At 44.8% G+C, this 17,920-nt stretch carries 8 protein-coding genes; 1 reads left to right on the forward strand and 7 read right to left on the reverse strand.

Going from position 1 to position 17,920, the window contains the following annotated elements; genetic code table 11:
* Positions 1-199: 199 nt before the first annotated feature.
* The 7 genes from GJV22_RS11180 to GJV22_RS11210 form a co-directional block, all read right to left on the reverse strand.
* The gene (locus tag GJV22_RS11180) at positions 200-2,419 is read right to left on the reverse strand and encodes an alpha-galactosidase (RefSeq protein WP_163713092.1); all 2,220 of its coding nucleotides are present in this window, start codon (positions 2,417-2,419) and stop codon (positions 200-202) included.
* Between the two features lie 233 nt (positions 2,420-2,652).
* The gene (locus GJV22_RS11185) at positions 2,653-3,246 is read right to left on the reverse strand and encodes a DUF459 domain-containing protein (RefSeq protein WP_163713095.1); all 594 of its coding nucleotides are present in this window, start codon (positions 3,244-3,246) and stop codon (positions 2,653-2,655) included.
* 122 nt (positions 3,247-3,368) lie between these two features.
* A complete protein-coding gene (locus GJV22_RS11190; RefSeq protein ID WP_163713098.1) occupies positions 3,369-6,119 on the reverse strand; it encodes a beta-galactosidase in 2,751 nt (916 codons plus the stop codon).
* A gap of 61 nt (positions 6,120-6,180) precedes the next feature.
* Positions 6,181-9,519, reverse strand: a complete 3,339-nt coding sequence (locus GJV22_RS11195; protein ID WP_163713101.1) for a DUF5107 domain-containing protein — start codon at positions 9,517-9,519, stop codon at positions 6,181-6,183.
* Positions 9,520-9,585: 66 nt separating this feature from the next.
* Complete coding sequence (locus GJV22_RS11200) at positions 9,586-12,324, reverse strand: sugar-binding domain-containing protein (RefSeq protein ID WP_205461840.1); 2,739 nt, start codon at positions 12,322-12,324, stop codon at positions 9,586-9,588.
* Positions 12,325-12,429: 105 nt separating this feature from the next.
* Complete coding sequence (locus GJV22_RS11205) at positions 12,430-15,306, reverse strand: sugar-binding domain-containing protein (RefSeq protein WP_163713104.1); 2,877 nt, start codon at positions 15,304-15,306, stop codon at positions 12,430-12,432.
* Between the two features lie 13 nt (positions 15,307-15,319).
* Positions 15,320-16,780: a sugar porter family MFS transporter gene (locus GJV22_RS11210; RefSeq protein WP_163713108.1), complete on the reverse strand. Its 1,461-nt coding sequence runs from the start codon at positions 16,778-16,780 to the stop codon at positions 15,320-15,322.
* Positions 16,781-16,925: 145 nt separating this feature from the next.
* Here GJV22_RS11210 and GJV22_RS11215 point away from each other — a divergent pair, with 145 nt between their 5' ends.
* Positions 16,926-17,798: an AraC family transcriptional regulator gene (locus tag GJV22_RS11215; RefSeq protein WP_163713111.1), complete on the forward strand. Its 873-nt coding sequence runs from the start codon at positions 16,926-16,928 to the stop codon at positions 17,796-17,798.
* Positions 17,799-17,920 lie beyond the last annotated feature (122 nt).

Consider the following 17,920-nt stretch of genomic DNA (forward strand, 5'->3'; position numbering starts at 1 on the left):
TCTCCTTTCAATCAACATAAAACGTGAATATAAAAAATCACACATCCAATAGACAAGACTGCATCATAGACACTTAACCAATGCTATTTCAGAAGAAAGTCTACGAAACAACCTCTATCCTCAGATCGAATTAAAATTAAAAATCAGATCGAATTCACTATCGATCTGATTTCAAACATACATATTGAATTGGTAATGTCTAATTTGTCTCTTTAAGTATAAAAACTGCACTTTCGTATTGACCGCCTACATAAAGTTCCAATCCTGCATTCATCAAATAATCGGCTTTAAATGTTTGACCATCTCCCCAGAAACGGGATCGGCCATTCGGGTTGATTTCCTCGATCTGATAAGTCTTCGTCGTGTCCAATCCATTCAACTTAATGGTGGGGAACACACCGCGCAGATGAGGCTCAAGGCTGAAAACAAACAACACTGCAGAGGCTTTCTCTTTTGAGACATACATCTGAGATGCCCATCCTCCCTCATCGTAAGGTGATTTTAACCGGTACAAGTCACCATTGGTAATCAATGGTCTAACATACTGTTTGTAATTTCTGATAGCATCCGCTGCAAAATCCCGATCTTTCCCTTGGATATCTTTGGGTTGAAGCTCCATTCCCAATCGACCGGTCATGGCCACATCAAAGCGAAATTTCAATGGTGCCATCCGCTGCGTTTGATGATTGGGACTGGTAGAAACATGCGAAGCCGTTCCAACGGGCGGATAAATCAGGTTTGTTCCATACTGAATGAAAATTCTTGAAAGTGGATCAGTGTTATCCGACGTCCAAAATTCGTTGTGGTATTTCAAGGCTCCGTAATCCAACCGCCCACCACCAGAGGCACAATCCTGCATCACAAAATCAGGATATCTTGCACGAATCCGCTCATAAACGGAATATAAACCTTTCGTGTAGTCAACCCAGAAGTGGGTTTGTTCCGACGTTGGCAACCAAGTCGATCCGGCCTGTTCAACATGCCGATTCGCATCCCATTTGATGTATTCGATTCCCGGATGAGTTGTCAACAGGCTATCAAATACATTGTAAACAAAATCCTGCACTTTCGGATTGGATAAATCCAGTAACAATTGGTTTCGCCAGGTTATTTTTTCACGCCCCGGGCTTTGAACAATCCAATCCGGGTGCTTCCCCGCCAGTTCACTTTCAGGGTTCACCATCTCGGGTTCAATCCACAAACCGAATTTCAAACCTTTTGAATGTGCGTAATCGATCAGATAATCCAATCCATCAGGCAGCTTTTGCGTATTGGTTTGCCAATCACCCAAACCGGCATCATCGTTATTACGCGGATATTTGTTCCCAAACCAGCCATCATCCAATACAAAAGTTTCAATGCCCATTTCGGCAGCATCATCCATCATTCCTGTTAAGGTATTCTCGTTAAAGGTGAAATACGCCCCTTCCCAACTGTTCAATACGATATCGTGCAATTTGGTACCACCGACCATTCCATATTTTCGTCCCCAGTCGTGCAAATTTCTGGAAACTTGTCCTCTCCCCTGACTACTGAATGTATAAATCATTTCGGGAGTCGTGAAACGCTCACCAACCTTCAATGTCCAAGATGATAAAAAGGGATTTATCCCTGTAGTTATATTCAACCTTTTCCACTCGTCAACCTGAAAAGCCAAGCGATAATTGCCCGACCAGGCCAAAGCTCCGCCATAACAGTCTCCGGCATTCTCCAAGGCTGGGGTGTTGACACTTAAAATGAACGAAGGATTTTCTGTTTGTGTTGTACGCACTCCCTTTTTGCTTTCGATAACTTTTATGCCGTTCTCAAGCTTTTCTTCTGTCACATTCATCTCACCGGCCCATGAGCCATAAAAGTGTGTCAAATAATAGGTCTCGGCTTTGATCGGCAAAAACGACGAGGCAAACCGCCTAAGATTCACCGGTTGGTTTTCATTGTTTGTAATCACAGCCCACTGCGTAATCACATCTTCTGCCCAATAAGCTTTAAAGTGAAGTTCGACGTTAAACTTACAAATCCGGTCATTTAAGTGAATTACCGTTTCTGACACACCCGGTTGCGGGCTTTTTGTTTCTGTTCCTTCAAAAGCCAGCTCTGTATTCAAACTTCCATCGGCATTAATGACCGCCAAGGCAGGTTCATTAACATTCCCCAAGCCAAAGGTTGGATACGCTTCGTAAGAAAAATCACGATTGGTATCCGGTTTCGGATAGGCTTGCTGTCGGAGAAAACTATCGGGAGCATCGACAGCCTTTCCATAATACTGAAAGACCAGGCGTTTGTTATGATCAACTGCATAAACAAGCGAGGTTGATTTCGTTTTGACTTCGATTACTTTCGTGTTCTGACCGACTGCTGCTGTGCAGAAAAGCAAGGTAATGCCAAGACTATAAAAAATGCATTTCAGATAGGTTTTCATTCGTTCTAAGTTTAGTTGATGCCTCTTACCTAATTAGACGCGGAAACGGTACACATTCCCCAAAATGCCATGCAAAAATGTCCTTTTCCAAACTGTAACCGGGCATTGTTGCGCAAATCCAAAGGCCTGAGCTATCCGACACAAAAAAGCTATCGTATCCTTCCGGTTGGCTTGGCTAATGTGAAGCAGAACACGCTGGCCCAATCGGAACCAATAGAGCTGAACCCGAATATTTATTCTGCTATTTTTTTTGCAATAATTCCGGCCATCACTTTGACGGCCCTTTCATTGGGATGAATACTATCCGGGAAATCGGCCCCTTGATCCTGCATTTGGTGGTAAAGGTCAATCACGGGTAGCTGATTTTCTTTTGCCAGCTTTTCAACGATCGGAACTACACCATTAATCACCGTGGAATCGTTAATCCCCCATTTGGTTTTAAACACAGGAACCGGCAGACATAAATAAATTTGTGGATCCTCCGGAATCGTTCTAAAGGTGTCGATTAAAGCCTGGTAATCTTTTTCGAACCGATCGGCTTGCCAGTTTTGCGGTTTAGTATCGTTGGTTCCTAACTTGATAATGATGATATCGGGGTTGTACACAAAAACATTGGAAAACTCCTTGCAAATCCAATAAGGAAAATTGCCTTCCTTTTGTAAAGTAGTGGAACTTCTGCCGGAATTTAACACGTGGTATCCTGGACCAAGTATACTATCGAGCACCACCGGATATCCCGTCTTACTTTGAACGGCCAGTCCATAGCCTTCAGTAATGCTGTCGCCTACACAAGCCACTCGGGAAATCTTGGTTGTACACGAACTCATGATTCCCAACAGAAGAAAAAAACAGGTATATTTTCGCATCCTCTTAAAGTACAGTCTCATTGCCATGTTCATTATGAGTGTTCCTAATTATTCATTCATCATCCGACCTCGAAAGATAGCGATTAAAAAGCGACCGACACCCGATATTCCGGTACCAGGCTCACCTTATTAACCAAAGCTTTTGTTGCCGCTTCCTGAGCTAGCTCATCATCAAAATAAACACGGGAGTTGGCTGGCATCGGACTAATCTCCAACTTCAGCGGCTGAGCATCCAATGGCAAATGCAGACGATTGAGCCCAATTTCCCACAAATCGCCGTTGTAAAAGTTGTCGGCTACCAACAACTGGTTGAAATACAGTTTCCCTTTATCGCCGGTATAATCAATTTGCAGATACACATTATTCAAACCATCGGCATAATTTTCCGGCAAGCTGAACGTGTAATGCTGATTGGCCAACTGTTCTTCCCCAGCAATCTCTCGACGCCCGACCACCTCAGGTGCCGAAAAGCCGCCATAGCCAGTTAAAAAGCTCGGGTAGATATACGAATCCTTCATCAGCCACGACTGGTTGGTGGCGAACTCTATGCGATTCGAGTTGAAATGTTCTACTTGCAGTTCCGCAGCAAAAGCTTGATCCCCGGCTTCAAACGGAAAATCGATCATCAGCTTATTTTCGCCTTTTTGCGTGTAACCGGTCACATCCAGCATGGTCAGTTCGCCCGGCGTTACCGGTTGGTTTACCCAGCGGTTATTAAGCTGCACTTTGCAATCGGTATCCGCATAGATCAGCAACTGAGCACGCTTCACTTCTGACGGATTATTCAGACTGAATTCCTTCAGGAAGAAACGGTGACGCAGGATGCTCTTGCTATCCAGCACGTCCACTGCCGATGTTTTCAGGAAGGCTGCATTTTGAAGCAGTTCTACTTTTTCGACCGCAACCTGTAGCTGTTTTTCCGGTAGTTGATACGCGTATTTTTCGAAGTTTTGGTCTCCATCCGCGTTTAGTTTCAAAACAGAGATATTCGGCTTGGTATCGAACGCGAAAACGTTCCCTTGGTTAGCATACAAATCTGCATCGGAAATGAAGAATGCTTTTCCTCCATCTTCGGCATCCAGTAGCCAACTGTTCAGCGCTTCGGCTTTCGACAGTACAATAATCTTCCGTTCGCTGCCATCCGCTCCTGTCAGGCTGATTTCGCAATCAACACCTGGCTTGATATCGCTTACCAGATAATTGCCATCCTCTTCTTTCACTTTCCCCGTGCTCGCCGTTACGCTACTTAAACCTTCAGCTTTCAGGCTAAACTCGGGCGAAGCATCGGCATCTTCAATAAAAACCCATTTATTGCCGACATGGCAAAATGGTTGGGCTGTGGCATAGTTCAGACTGATATTTTCCAAGTCAAAGTTCAGCGGCCACATGAAAATGGCACCATCCGAAATTGTTATGGGTTTCGATGGAAAAGTGACCGTTCCACCGGCCAACTTCACTTCAAACTGAACCCCTTTTTGCGTCTCCAGTTGGTGATGACGAAAGTAATTCATGCCGAAAATAAAGGCTGCCTTTCCCGATGAGCGAACCACATATCGGAAGTCGGCATTATCTTCCGGGAACACCGGCACCATGGGCGCCAAACGATCGCCAAATTCGTGCAAAAAGTAATGCAGCTTTTTCACTTCGTGGTAGGGCCCGTTCAATCGTCCCGATTCGTTAATAGCCGCCTGAAAATCGTACGAAATAACCGGGTTGGTATTGTAATAACCGGTTTCCTCCCGATTTTCTTCCAAGGTAGTCAGCTGCCCCAACGGATTGGAACCACCGGCAAACATGTAATAACCAGGCAAGTTGCTACCCGAGCCAATCTTCGCCATAATCAGTCCCAAGCCATCGCGCAAGCCAATTTGCAAACGGCGGTGGTCGGTATTCATAACTCCAACGCCGATTTCGCAGGTGAAGTACGGATAAGCCCCGTAATCGATGTACGCCCCACGATCTTGCTGCACATTGTCGCCAACGGCATCGGTATCCCGGTATTTTTTAAACAAGAAGTCCTTTTTGTCTTCGTTTCGTCGCAGGTTATCCGCCCAGGGAGCGTCGGGATACGCAGCCCACAACGGAATGACCTCCATCGGTGGAACCGATCCATTTTGCCAACCGGTAACGGTGTAGAGCGGTGTGTCGAATCCGTATTTCCGGGCGGTTTCCTTCAACCACATAATATGTGCTTCTCCGCCCTTTCCTCTGCGGTATTCATTTTCCAACTGAACACCGATGATTGGGCCCCCATCTTTATACATCAAACCTTGCAACTGCAGCCCAAGCTGCTTGTACCATTCCTCAGCATACTGCTGATAAACCGGATCGTTCGAGCGGTCTTTCAGATTTGTTTTTGTCAGAATCCAGTCGGGCGTGCCGCCATTACGTACCTCAGCGTGACACCAGGGACCAATGCGCGGATAAAACCATAAACCATGTTTGGCGCAAAGCTTCGCAAACTCACGGATGTCCTTGTTGCCACTCCAATCAAACTGTCCTTCAATCTCTTCGTGATGAATCCACAACGCATACGAAGCGATGATATTTACCCCGCAAGCCTTCATTTTCTGCAATACATCTTCCCACTGTTCCTTGGGGATTCGCGAGTAGTGCACCTCTCCCATCACCGGGATGATGGGTTTTCCGTTCAGCGTCAGGTAATGGTTATTTACTTCCAGCTCTTTCCCTTCGGGGCCGGAATTCCCCATTTTTAGCTGGCCGGAAATTACTACAGGGCCGGGCTTCGACGCATCGATGCATTTTAGGTTTTGCGCCCCGCCGGTTCCAACTCCAATTAGAATCAGTATGATCGTATAGAAGATGTATTTCATGAAAGTCTGGTTGATTCGGTTCAATATTCTTGTTAAAACAACATTCAAATTCTCTTGAAATTTAATTCAATTTCTGATGATTAGTCAGCTCTTTTGCCAAATCAAATGCTCCAACGTGCATTGAATTTAGCTCCAATATGTCTTTGGTTTGTTGTGCAGTGACTTTTTCATCACCGAGGCCTACTTCGGCCAGAGCAATCAAAAACTCAGCGTCGATTGTATTTCGTTTTTGCATATTATCCTCAAATACCAGCATTAACGGCAAAGAGGTTGCGAAATAATCAATCTGCACTTTCTCCTTCAGTTTTGCCTCACCAAATGCTTTTATATTCTTCAGCAAATCTTCCGCTTCAGCAGTTTTGCCCAATTGTTTCAACGAAAGGGCTTTGTAATACGACAATTCCGAATAGACACTGACGGCCATATCAATAAAGTCGCCCTCCTCGTTGGTGCTAGCGGTAAAATGAACATTGGCTTCTTCGGTTTTGCCCAAAGCTTTCAAGGCCATTCCTTTCCAGTAGTTAATATGAGCAACGGCCTGCAATGGATGGTATTTTTCCCCTAGGTTATCCGGTGTATTCATTGATTTTTCGAAATATGCCAAAGCTGCTTCTGCATTGCCTGCCTGCAATGCCAATTGGCCCAGCTTCAAGCACGCGTAGGTAAATTGTCGCAGCACCTGTCCTTCGCCGCCTTCCCAAGGGTGGAAGTGTCTATTCTCCAACAAGTTTAAGGCTTCCTCACATTCACCGTTAAAATTATAGAGCGCAGCCAATTCAACCGAAAAATCATCGCGGGTGGTTATCTGGTTCAGAATTGGCAACAAACTTTCCAATCTTTCCTTTGGGCTATCGTTCAGTTTTTTCCTTAACTGGTCGAACTCATAACGAACACGCATATCATTCGGAACCAATTCAACAGCTTTCAGGAATGCGTGTCTGGCTTTGTCTCCATCCTCAAAAGTGTTCCAATAGGCGATGCCTAAGTTGCGGTACAAAGTTCCATAACGACTATTGGCATCAGCAGCCATTTCCCAAACGTGAATGGCATCTTGGTGTCGTTTCAGGTTGAAGAAATAGTTACCCAATCCAAAGGCTGCAACCGTATTCTTTTGGTCGACTTGCAAAGTCCAATCCAACACGAGCTGCTCGTAGATGCGAGATGGGAACACGTAATCACAAGAAGCTGTCTTCGTCATTTCCAGGATTTCTGCAGCTTTGGTTTGATCACCACTCAATGCATACAACCATGCTAAAGTAAACCCGGTCATGATTGATTTTGCCATTGGATTTGGCACGGCACAGTCCGGAATTTCATTTTGTTGATGCAACTCGATAACGGCAATTGCCTCCTTGTAAAATCCGGCTTCCGCATAATCAAAGGCAATGTCAAGGATCGTCTGAGCATCGTTCCGTGACGATTGAATAAAGTCAGCATAATTACCCGATAAATTGGCCAATTCAAATTTAGCCCATTGATCCAGCGCATCCGCTTTGAAAAGTTCTGCCAACACGCTTTGCGCTGCTTCTTTCTTGCCCTGACGTTTCAATACAACAGCCTTCAAAATCGCGGCTTTGTTATTCTGACGATTGGTATCCAACGAAGCTTCGAGATGTTCCAGTGCAGTTTCGTAGTCCGCTTTCAAACAATCCAAGGTTGCTAATTGGTAGTAGGCAGATGAACGCCATTCGAAGTTCCAGGTTGATTTATAGAATAAAGCATAAGCTTCATCTTTTCGACCTTGAAGCGAGCAGGCTAAACCACAGAAGTAATGCGCCTCGCCCGATGCCGGGTTGGGATGATAAGTGGTCATGATCTCAATAGCGGCCCGTAAGCTTTTCTCGGCTTCGGCAAACTTGCCATTTTTCAATTCCACGCGTCCCAGTGCAATATATGATTTGTAGCTCTTCGGATCTTTCTTGATCGCTTCTCTCCAGTAAGGCTCCGGATAGCGGGTCGGGTGACGGTACAACTCCAGGTGCTCGCCAATTAATTCCAGTTCGTTGGCACTTTCAACCTCTTGCGGTTGCTTCGGTTCGAAAGCCAACTTCCGGTTCCGCTCTTTGCTCACTTCGCGATGGTGATAAGCGATTAATTCATTTCCTTGTTCATCCAATACGATCAGGGAAATTGAATTTTCCTGTCCGGCTTCAATTTGAATGGAATTGTCTTTCCAAGGTTGTTCAGGTGATATGCTTTGTTTGTCGAATACTTTTTTCTCGTTCCCGATAAGCAGGATGAATTGCAGGTTCTCGAATTTCCGGCTGCCGGCAACTCCCAAATCCAGTTTATTGCCTTGCTGAATCTCCAAACGGATTGCCAAATCTTTGTTCGCATTTTGGACCGGTCCCAAATTTTTGTAACTCCACCAGAATTGCGAGAAAGTCTTGGTTTCGTACGGCAACAGGTAGGTGAAATCCGGTTGGTTATCGGTATAAACACCGGCCATCAACTCGAAATACGGTCCACCTTCGTCAGTCAATTCGCGATCCCAGGCACGACCAAAGGCTTCATTACCCCAGGTCCACTGCTTTTTACCGGGAGCGATATGACGATTGGCAACATGGATGAATCCACCATTTTCTTTAAAGTCATATCCTCCGAAGAAATCGTATTTGTTGTCGCAAACCATGTAACTGGTTGGCACCGGAATATTATTGTAGTTACGCAAATCGTTTCTGCCTTGACGCTCGTGATAAGGTATGCCGTAGTAGTCGTTCTCCGCCAAAGGGAAACTACTTTGGGCGCGCACGGCATGATCGGCTACATAATGCACATCAGGCGGGAAAAAGCTCTGGTAATCGCCATGCACCTCAACAGCTACGTTGGCCCACCAAAGGAAAGTCTGAGTGAGCGGTGTGCGGTTAAACAGGCGTCCGCGTAATTCAATTAAGGCGCTATTGGGGCGAATCCGAATTCCGTGCATCCCTTTCAATCGGTACATCGGATCGTATTCCGACATCCAGATTGTTCTGGCACCATCGGCTTCTTCTTCAATGTAAACATCGGTAGGCAGGTAAGTTCCCGGACGGTGGTGCTGCGGCCAGTTAAATTCGACTCCCCCACTGATCCATGGCCCTGCCAAACCAACCAAAGCCGGTTTGATCACCTTTTGCTGATAAAAAAAGTTGTAGTTATTGTTCGCTTTATCCTGAGCTTCGAAGATACGGCCGCCGATTTCGGGTAGCATCACCATTTTTACAAACGCATTCTCCAAAATGGCAGCCTGGTATTCTTTATCGACCTTGTGATCGTAAACCTTGTCGATAAACGGTACCGGATACACTTTACCGGATGAGCCCTGGTAAACCCTTTTTTCGAAAAAAACCGGGTTAATTTCTGATTTCCCCAACTCGTACGTTGGAATGATCAATTTTTCGAGCGATGCTTCGACTATCATAGTATTGAGATTTTAATTAATTCGGAGCAGGCTTCCCTCTATAAAATAAGGAGAAGCAGAGATGTTTTAATTGGACTCTAATCGTTCCAACTGTTCGATCGTTAAACTGTTTTTGGGCGCAAAGGCATCACTCTCCATATACTTTTCCAGACTATACAGCAATTGTTTGGCTGCCGGTCGCTTATCCAGATTTTCACTTAAATCCATTGAGCTGAACAACAGCTTACCTTCGCCAATTTTAGCTTCGAATAGAGTGGTTAGATTTCTGTTTCTAAAGAAATTATCCACAACCCGAATAATTGGTTTAATAGGAAGATCTGCAAACTCGAGTGTCTTCGATGTCTTGCACAAATCCCACCACTGCCAGTTTGTATAATAATCAGTTGGGAAGTAACTGAAAGCCGGATTCTCTGCATCAATCAATAATCCCATCGTTCCTGGCTGATCCGGGAAGTGTACCGGGCTCCAGAATACCGGAACAAATTTGCCTTCGAGACCTTTCATCGCTGCCAATTCCGGATTAAGCAATACCTTTTTGCCTGTCTCCAACGCTTTTTGCGCTTCTGCAAAAGAACGGGTAACAAGGATTTGGTCATCATTCAATTCGACTGTTGTATCCGGATAAACCCACACTGGCCAACTATTCGTGTAAGCTGTTCCGGGTAACGAAAGACGAAGCGTGTATTGAGCAGCTTCTTTGAAATCTGCCAACTTGAACTCGGCAGTTCCCAATTTCGATGTTTCCCCTTTTACAATTTCATCAGTCACCAAGTCTGACTTTTTGACGACATTCCCTTCGGTGTCCAGCAGTTTCAACTCTACCTTTTGTTTTTTCCACGTTTTGAAATGGTTGGCAACACCAAACTCAACAAATATCGATTCGGAATTTCTGTAAACCGCTTTTTCCATCCAAATTAATGGAACAAGCTCCGAGCAAAATGTTTTGAACTCAGTTGAATCAACAATCCCTTTCGAATCCCAAAAAGCATCGAGCAAACCAACCAAAGCGGTTCCCTGTCCAGGGAAGTCATGTAAATCAAGCAGTTGAAAACCAGCAATACCAACCGTTTTCAATGCTCTTTCAATCTCCTCCTTATACAACAGTTTCGCCAGGTTTCCACTAGCCTTCAGGTAATCGTCAGCAAGATGAATAAGGCCTTTCTCTTCCAAATTTTTTCGTACCGCTTTAAAATTTAAAGGCTCCAAAACGCCGGTGTATTTATCAATCTCCTTCAAATTTGGATAAACCGAATACTGGCCAATCTCATGCGTAATCAGCGGCACTGGCAAATCGGTTACAGCTCGCGTATAATCTGTTCTGAAATTGGGATATTCTGCATCAAATACGCCTTGCCCGCGTACCCAACCTTTTTCGGTATATTGCGTGATAAAGTAATCATCGACCGGTTCAGGATACAGACCATGCCCTTTTTGAAAAGTGAATGTTGTGGTGGTATATAAGTGGCGTTTATCTTGTTTCTTTAATTCCACCACAAGATCTGTCAAGCGCTGGAAATCACCTTCTAGCTCATTCCCCATCGACATAAAACAGAATGAAGGATGATTGCCGTAGGCCTGAATTATTCGTTCCGCTTCAGTGCAGATAAAATCAACAGATGCTTTATCCTCCCCGAATTTCGTGTTCCAGTTTGGAGCTTCTACCTGCAAATAAACACCAAGCTTATCAGCAGCACTAAAAGCAGCTTCCGGTGGGCACCACGAATGGAAGCGAATATGATTCAGGCCGTAAGCTTTTGCCGTTTTATAAAGTTTCATCCATTCAGCTTCGCTCACCGGAGGATGCCCGGTTAACGGAAATATGCAGCACTCCAAAGTACCGCGCAGAAACAATGGATCTCCATTTAATTCGAGGCTTTTACCCTTTGACTGCAACTCACGAAAACCAAAAGTTTCGGTTTTTGTTTGGATTGTTTTTCCATTTTCCAAAAGGGTTGCTTCCAGCGTGTAAACCATCGGTGAGAACTCATCCCATCTTTTCACTTGTTCATCCATCTTTATCGCATAATTCCCTGATGAATTGGGTTCAAACCGCCTTGAAGCAGCCGTTTCTCCATTTTCATCTTTAACTGCCAGCCTCAATTGCATGCCGGACGCAAATGATCCTCCAACTTTTACACTAACACTTTGATCGGGAAAATTAGGGAACACCTGGATATCAGTCAACGGTGCTCCTTGATAAAAATGTATTGCAAAATCACCCAAAATCCCGTTCCATTTAATCTGGGTTTCTTCGGTATAAGCATGAGCCATATCCTTGTTATTCAAATCAAATTGCCGACTGTTGTCGATGCAGATCAATAGTTCATGTTCACCGGGAGTGAGTAAATCTGTCAAATCGTATGCATGGGGAACACAAAGGCTGTTGGCCTCACCGGCCGGTTTACCGTCAACATAAACCTGCGATTTCCACATAACGCGCTCCATTTTCAGGATACTTTTGTTGGTGGACGGTTGAAGTTCTGGCACTGTGATAGTTTTCTTATACCAGGCTTTCCCAATATATTCGTGTTTGCGGTATAAGTGAAGCATCACCTCCCGTTCAAGTTCAGGTGCCAGATTGAGCGGTTTTCCAATTCCGGCATCATCCAGTGTTCCCGGAAGTTGCACAGATTGATCAAAACTCAGCTGATCAATTTGCGCCACGTTTGTCGAGTCGAGACACAATTTCCACTCACCGGACAAATCAATGCGGTTTGACTTTGGTGTACATGCAGTAACTACTAGCAGTAATGCGAAGACTATAAACGTTATTTTCATCTGCTTCAGTTTTCTTGTGTAATTCATTTGTTTTAACAAATAAGCTCGCATTCCAATCTAATATCAAAAAAAGCTGAGTAGATCATCTCTGCTGTTTCTTATGGAATAAGCGCTTGTTTTTGAAGCCTATTTCTACTTTTTATTTTTGTTAGTAGGTTTCAGTTCGTCGGGTGTTCCTTTGGTGTACAAATTCACCCCCTGGCGATCTTTCTTTTCAAATAATTCATGGATCACGGCCGGATCCAATTCATCTTTGGGATTGAAGGCTGCGGAATTCATATAGTTCACAAGGCTTTGGCGCAGCTGAGCTGATGCCGGCCCGTTTGTTGGGTTAATATTTAAGGTTGTGACTACGAGTTTCCCTTTACCCACTTTGGCCTCGAACAGCTGAGCTAGACGGCGGCTCAAAAACCAGGTATCGATGGGTTGAACGATCGGGCGGAATGCAGGCGGAAAACTGTCGAGACACATCACCTGCTGGCCGTCCACGATTTCCCACCACTGGTAGTCGCTGTGATACGAAGTTGGGAAGTCTTTCAAAGCCGGGTGATCTTCTTGCACTAAAATTCCGGTGGTGTGCGGCGGCCGCATTTTAAACCAGGAAGTATTCCAGAATACCGGCGTGAAATTGGGCACGATGTCTTTCCCATTTTCAATTTTACCAGAGGCATTCAGCAGCACTGATGCTCCGGCGTCCAGTTTTTTCAAAGCAGCTTGATCCAGCTTATCGGCATAGTAAATATCATCTTTCTCAAGAGTCGGTTGCTTGGCCGGAAATACCCAGAAATCCCAACTGTTAGAGAATCCAGCTACATCGACTTCCAATTTGCATTGAACGGCTTCCTTCAAACTATCCAATGGGAAAATGACTTTACCCAGCTCACTTAGTCCTCCTGTTAGAATATCATAAACTTCAAACTTACCCGTCTCTAAAATTTTGCCAGATTCTGTTGAAATAGTGTAACCGGCTTTGGGCCTCTCCAGATTTTCAGCTCCGTAATGTGAAACTGCCACAGGGAATTTCAGGATTTCGGCATTTGTAAATACGAACTTAGGAAACTCGGCCAAAGGTACAGTTTGATTACAGAAGTGGCTGATCTCTTCTTTGGTGATGTAGCCTTTTTCCTGCCAAAACGCGTTGAGCATACCGATAATCGCACTTCCCTGCCCCGGGAAATCATTCAGTCCCAACAATTGAAAGCCATCCAGAGTCGTTGTCCGGAACTCAGCTTCAATTTCAGCTTTGTAACAAAGTGCCTGCAACTTTCCTGAAGACATCAGGAAATCGTGTGCCTGGTCGCCCATATGATTGTCTTCCAATATCCCTTGGAACATTTCAAAGTTTCTGGCTTTGTAAACTCCTGCATACTTGTCAATCTCTGAAAAATCAGGGAACACGCAATATTGCCCCATCTCGTGAGTCACGTATGGACGCCTCTCGTCAGCAATGCGCTCATCGAAATTGAAGGATGCATTTGGTTGTTGTTTGAATGGTAATCCACGCGGCACTGAGCGCACCAAATATTCGCTTTCGGGGTTAACACTCCAACTGCGGCCAATGGCAGCAGCTGTGTAGATCCGACGCGAATCTTTGCTTTTCCATTTCTGCAAATCTTTATCGAGAAAAGGCACATAGTTGCCGTAAGGTTCGTTGCAATAAGCCCACATCACAAAGGACGGGTGGTTACCGTAAGCTTTGATGATCCGCTCCGTTTCTGCCAAAATATAATCATCGGTTGGTCGGCCATCGCCCAGCGAAGTACCATGATTAGGCCAGCTAGCCGCCTCGGGCTGAACGTAAATACCCAGTTCATCGGCAGCGATAAAAGCTGCTTCGGGTGGGCAATGCGAGTGAAAACGGATATGGTTCAAACCGCTCTCTTTGCACGTTTGCATGATCGCTTTCCACGACTCCACATCCGTTGGTGGGTAGCCGGTCAACGGGAAGGTATTGCATTCCAATGTTCCGCGCATAAACACCGGGCGACCGTTCACCAAAATTTTGCCATCAGCAATTGTAACTTTACGCATCCCGAATGTTTGCTGAAGCTCATCCGTTTCCATTCCGGCGGCCTCAACCGTCGCTGTCATTTCGTACAGATTCGGGCTAAACTCGTCCCACAATTTGACTTCTTCACCCATATCATAGTCTACTTCGACCACTTTTCCATCCCCCGAAAGCTGAACCTTTTGGCTGACCATCGGCAGTGTTTTTGCCTCTCCATTCTTCAATCGGGCCTGCAAATGCGCATCTGCATCAACAGCGGCGCCATCTTCCTTTTTCAGCAGAATGATTGCTTTAACCTTCTTCGTATCGATGTTTGGGAAAAGTTGCATATCAGCAATGTACAAGGGCGATCCGGCCTGCAAATAAAGCTCACCGACCATACCGTTCCAGTTACCCTGTGTGTGATCCGAAACACTGTGTGAATCCGGCCCAACATTAATCGAATCGGTGCGGTTATCAACACAAACGGTAATGAAATTGCTACCAGCTTTTAGTAGCTTAGTCACATCGTATTCGTGCGGGGTCGAAAGACTGTTTTCATATCCTTCTTTTTGGTCGTTCACCCAAACCGTAGTTTGCCAATGCGGTCGTTCCAGGTGCAACACGACACGTTTACCTATCCAGCTTTCGTGTACGGTAACTTCTTTTCGGTACCAAGCCGCACCTTTATAATATTTGTTCGGCGTTAGCCAAAACGGAAATTTCACATCGCCTTCCTGACGATACTTTTCCAGCGCCGGATTGAAATAAAAAGAACTATCGTAAATCGTTCCCGTCCATGGTGTGTGTAAATCGGGAATTTCGCCTTTATCATTTTCAGCCATTGAACCAGGCAACAAAACGGTTTCATATAGTTTTTGTGTATACCATTTTCCACTTTGCCCCAAATCATCCGGGTCGATTGCAAACTGCCACTCTCCTGCTAATTCGATACGATTAGTTTTTTGTGAACATGCTGAAAAAAGCAGCAATAATAGGGAAGCTACAAAAGTTATTTTCATGGTTATGGTTCAATTAGAAGTTTGATTCAATTTCTTCCAGTGATTTACCTTTGGTTTCCGGCAATTTCTTCCAGATAAACAGGAAGCCCGACAGACAAATGAAAGCGTACAGCCAGAAGGTTCCACCCGCTTTTAGCAGGTCATTCAAAATCGGGAAGGTGTAAGTGAGCACAAAACAGGCACTCCACAGCGCTGTTGTTGCGACAGCCATAGCTGCACCCCGCAGACGATTCGGAAAAATCTCTGAAAGTACCACCCAGGTAATCGGGGCCAAAGTCATTGCATAAGTTGCAATGGCCAACAAAACCAGGATCAGCACAATAAAACCTTGAAGCTCGAGTATGTAACTTCCACCTAAAATGAAATAAATTACAGCCAAACCACTTGAACCAAGAATCATCAGTTTCCGTCGCCCCCAACTGTCAACGACTGTCATCGCCAACAAAGTGAAAACCAGGTTAACAGCGCCAGTAATAATAATAATATTGAAAAGCATATCACCAACGGAATAACCAGCTGCAGTAAAAATTTCTTCGGCATAATTGAAAATAACATTGATGCCGCACCATTGCTGAAAAACAGCCAATACAATCCCCAATATCAGGACCGGCTTCATTTTGTGTGAAAATAGCTCTTTGACCTCCACTTTCGCCGGAATAGCTTTTATATTTTGCTCAATATTTTTTTCTTCCTCGGCCGCATAAGCGTCACCACCAATTAGGCTCAGGATTGATTTTGCTTTGGAAAGATTTCCTTTTTTCACCAAGTAACGCGGGCTTTCGGGAATTAAAAAGGCCAGGAAAAAGAACAGCGATGCCGGAACCAACTCTGCCCAGAACATCCAGCGCCAACCCATTTGTCCATTCCACGAGTGCAGAATATCGGCATCGGAAGCACCAGCAGGAATTGCTTCGGCAATGAAGTAGTTGACCGACTGCGCGGCTAAAATCCCGATTACGATTGTCAATTGGTTAACCGAAACCAGACGCCCACGGATAGCTGCCGGCGAAATTTCGGCAATGTACATGGGCGAAATAGCAGAAGCCAAACCAATACCCAAACCTCCAATCAAGCGATAAAATACAAAAGGGGTAAACTGGTCGGCCATTCCGGTACCAAATGCAGAAAGAGTGAATAAGGCCGCAGCAACCAGCAAAGGGATTTTGCGCCCAAAACGCTCTGCTAAATAGCCCGACGATACAGCTCCAAACAGGCAACCGACTAACGCGCTACTCATTGCCCAACCTTGCAGATGCGGCGAACTGGCAATATCGAAAAATCGTTCGTAGAAAGGTTTTGCACCGCCAATAACGACCCAATCGTAACCAAAGAGCAATCCCCCCATGGCGGAAACCAGGGTAATTCCTAAAATAAAAGGCTGATTAAATTTGTAATGGTTCACAAGTAGTTGATTTAGTTTTCCAAAAATAGCTTCCTTCCACGAGTCCGGGAATGAACTATCCTGCAAAAACATGGATTATATTATCATGACTGATTAATTGTCTTCAGATAATAATTCTCCATACAAACCAAACAAATAGCTATATTTAAAGCCATTAAAGTGAGAAACAAATAAAAACGAAACTCGAAAACATTAACAATTCAAATTCGAGACTGACATGATGAAAAAACAAGACGGCTTTCTGGGTCAGCAAAGTTATGTCATTCCGGAGCGCATTGTCGACCAGCTAAAAAAGTCACCGCTTTGCAGTGATATCTACCTGACCGACATCGGATATTACCCACAGGCACGTCATCACTTCAGAGAAAGACCAAACGGCAGTGAACAGACAATTTTAATCTACAATGTAGAAGGAACCGGGAATATCATCGTGGGAAGCCAGAAAATGCGCCTTCCCCCCGATCATTTCTTTATTATTCCGGAAGGAGTGTCACACGCCTACTCTGCCGATGCAAACGATCCCTGGTCAATCTACTGGATTCACTTTGCCGGTCCCAAGGCCAAGCACATAGGGAAGCCGGGTCTTCAGCAAATACCCGTACCTCGCAGCAGCAACTCGCGAGTTAGCGAACGAATTGAGCTTTTCAATGAGCTTTTTTACATCCTCGAGCGTGGCCACAGTTTCGAAAATCTGGAATATATCAGCCAGTCGCTGCCACGCCTGATCGCGTCGTTTACTTACCTCACGCAATTTCGTTCAGTTAACGAACAAATCAGTAAAGATCCGGTGAGTCAAAGTATCAATGTAATGCTCGAGAATATTAATCGGAGATATAAATTGGAAGAATTGGCAAAAACCGTGAAACTTTCAGCTTCCCACTATTCCCGGCTATTTTTAAACAGAACCGGGCATTCGCCCATCGACTATTTTATCCAGCTGAAAATTCAGCGAGCCTGCCGATTGCTTGATACAGACGATCGATCGATTGCCGACATAGCCCGCGAAATCGGCTTTGACGATCAATTCTACTTCTCACGTCAATTTAAAAAGGTGATGGGACTGTCTCCCCGGGAATATCGCAAACGCTAGACCATTCTTATTAGTAATTAATTGCTCGCTTATTGCCAGAATAAAAACCGAATACTGAAATCACTAGACAAAATAGAACTTGCTGACGTTAAGTACAGAATATTTCTAATTAAAGAAATGCA

The sequence above is a fragment of the Mangrovibacterium lignilyticum genome (assembly GCF_010882175.1).
In the GTDB taxonomy this organism is placed as follows: domain Bacteria; phylum Bacteroidota; class Bacteroidia; order Bacteroidales; family Prolixibacteraceae; genus Mangrovibacterium; species Mangrovibacterium lignilyticum.

Bases quoted from the DNA above. Each gene is read 5' to 3' on its own strand.
- GJV22_RS11185 (WP_163713095.1), bottom strand. From the start codon at position 3,246: ATGAGTTCGTGTACAACCAAGATTTCCCGAGTGGCTTGTGTAGGCGAC.
- GJV22_RS11190 (WP_163713098.1), bottom strand. From the start codon at position 6,119: ATGAAATACATCTTCTATACGATCATACTGATTCTAATTGGAGTTGGA.
- GJV22_RS11200 (WP_205461840.1), bottom strand. From the start codon at position 12,324: ATGAATTACACAAGAAAACTGAAGCAGATGAAAATAACGTTTATAGTC.
- GJV22_RS11205 (WP_163713104.1), bottom strand. From the start codon at position 15,306: ATGAAAATAACTTTTGTAGCTTCCCTATTATTGCTGCTTTTTTCAGCA.
- GJV22_RS11210 (WP_163713108.1), bottom strand. From the start codon at position 16,780: ATGTTTTTGCAGGATAGTTCATTCCCGGACTCGTGGAAGGAAGCTATT.
- GJV22_RS11180 (WP_163713092.1), bottom strand. From the start codon at position 2,419: ATGAAAACCTATCTGAAATGCATTTTTTATAGTCTTGGCATTACCTTG.
- GJV22_RS11195 (WP_163713101.1), bottom strand. From the start codon at position 9,519: ATGATAGTCGAAGCATCGCTCGAAAAATTGATCATTCCAACGTACGAG.
- GJV22_RS11215 (WP_163713111.1), top strand. From the start codon at position 16,926: ATGATGAAAAAACAAGACGGCTTTCTGGGTCAGCAAAGTTATGTCATT.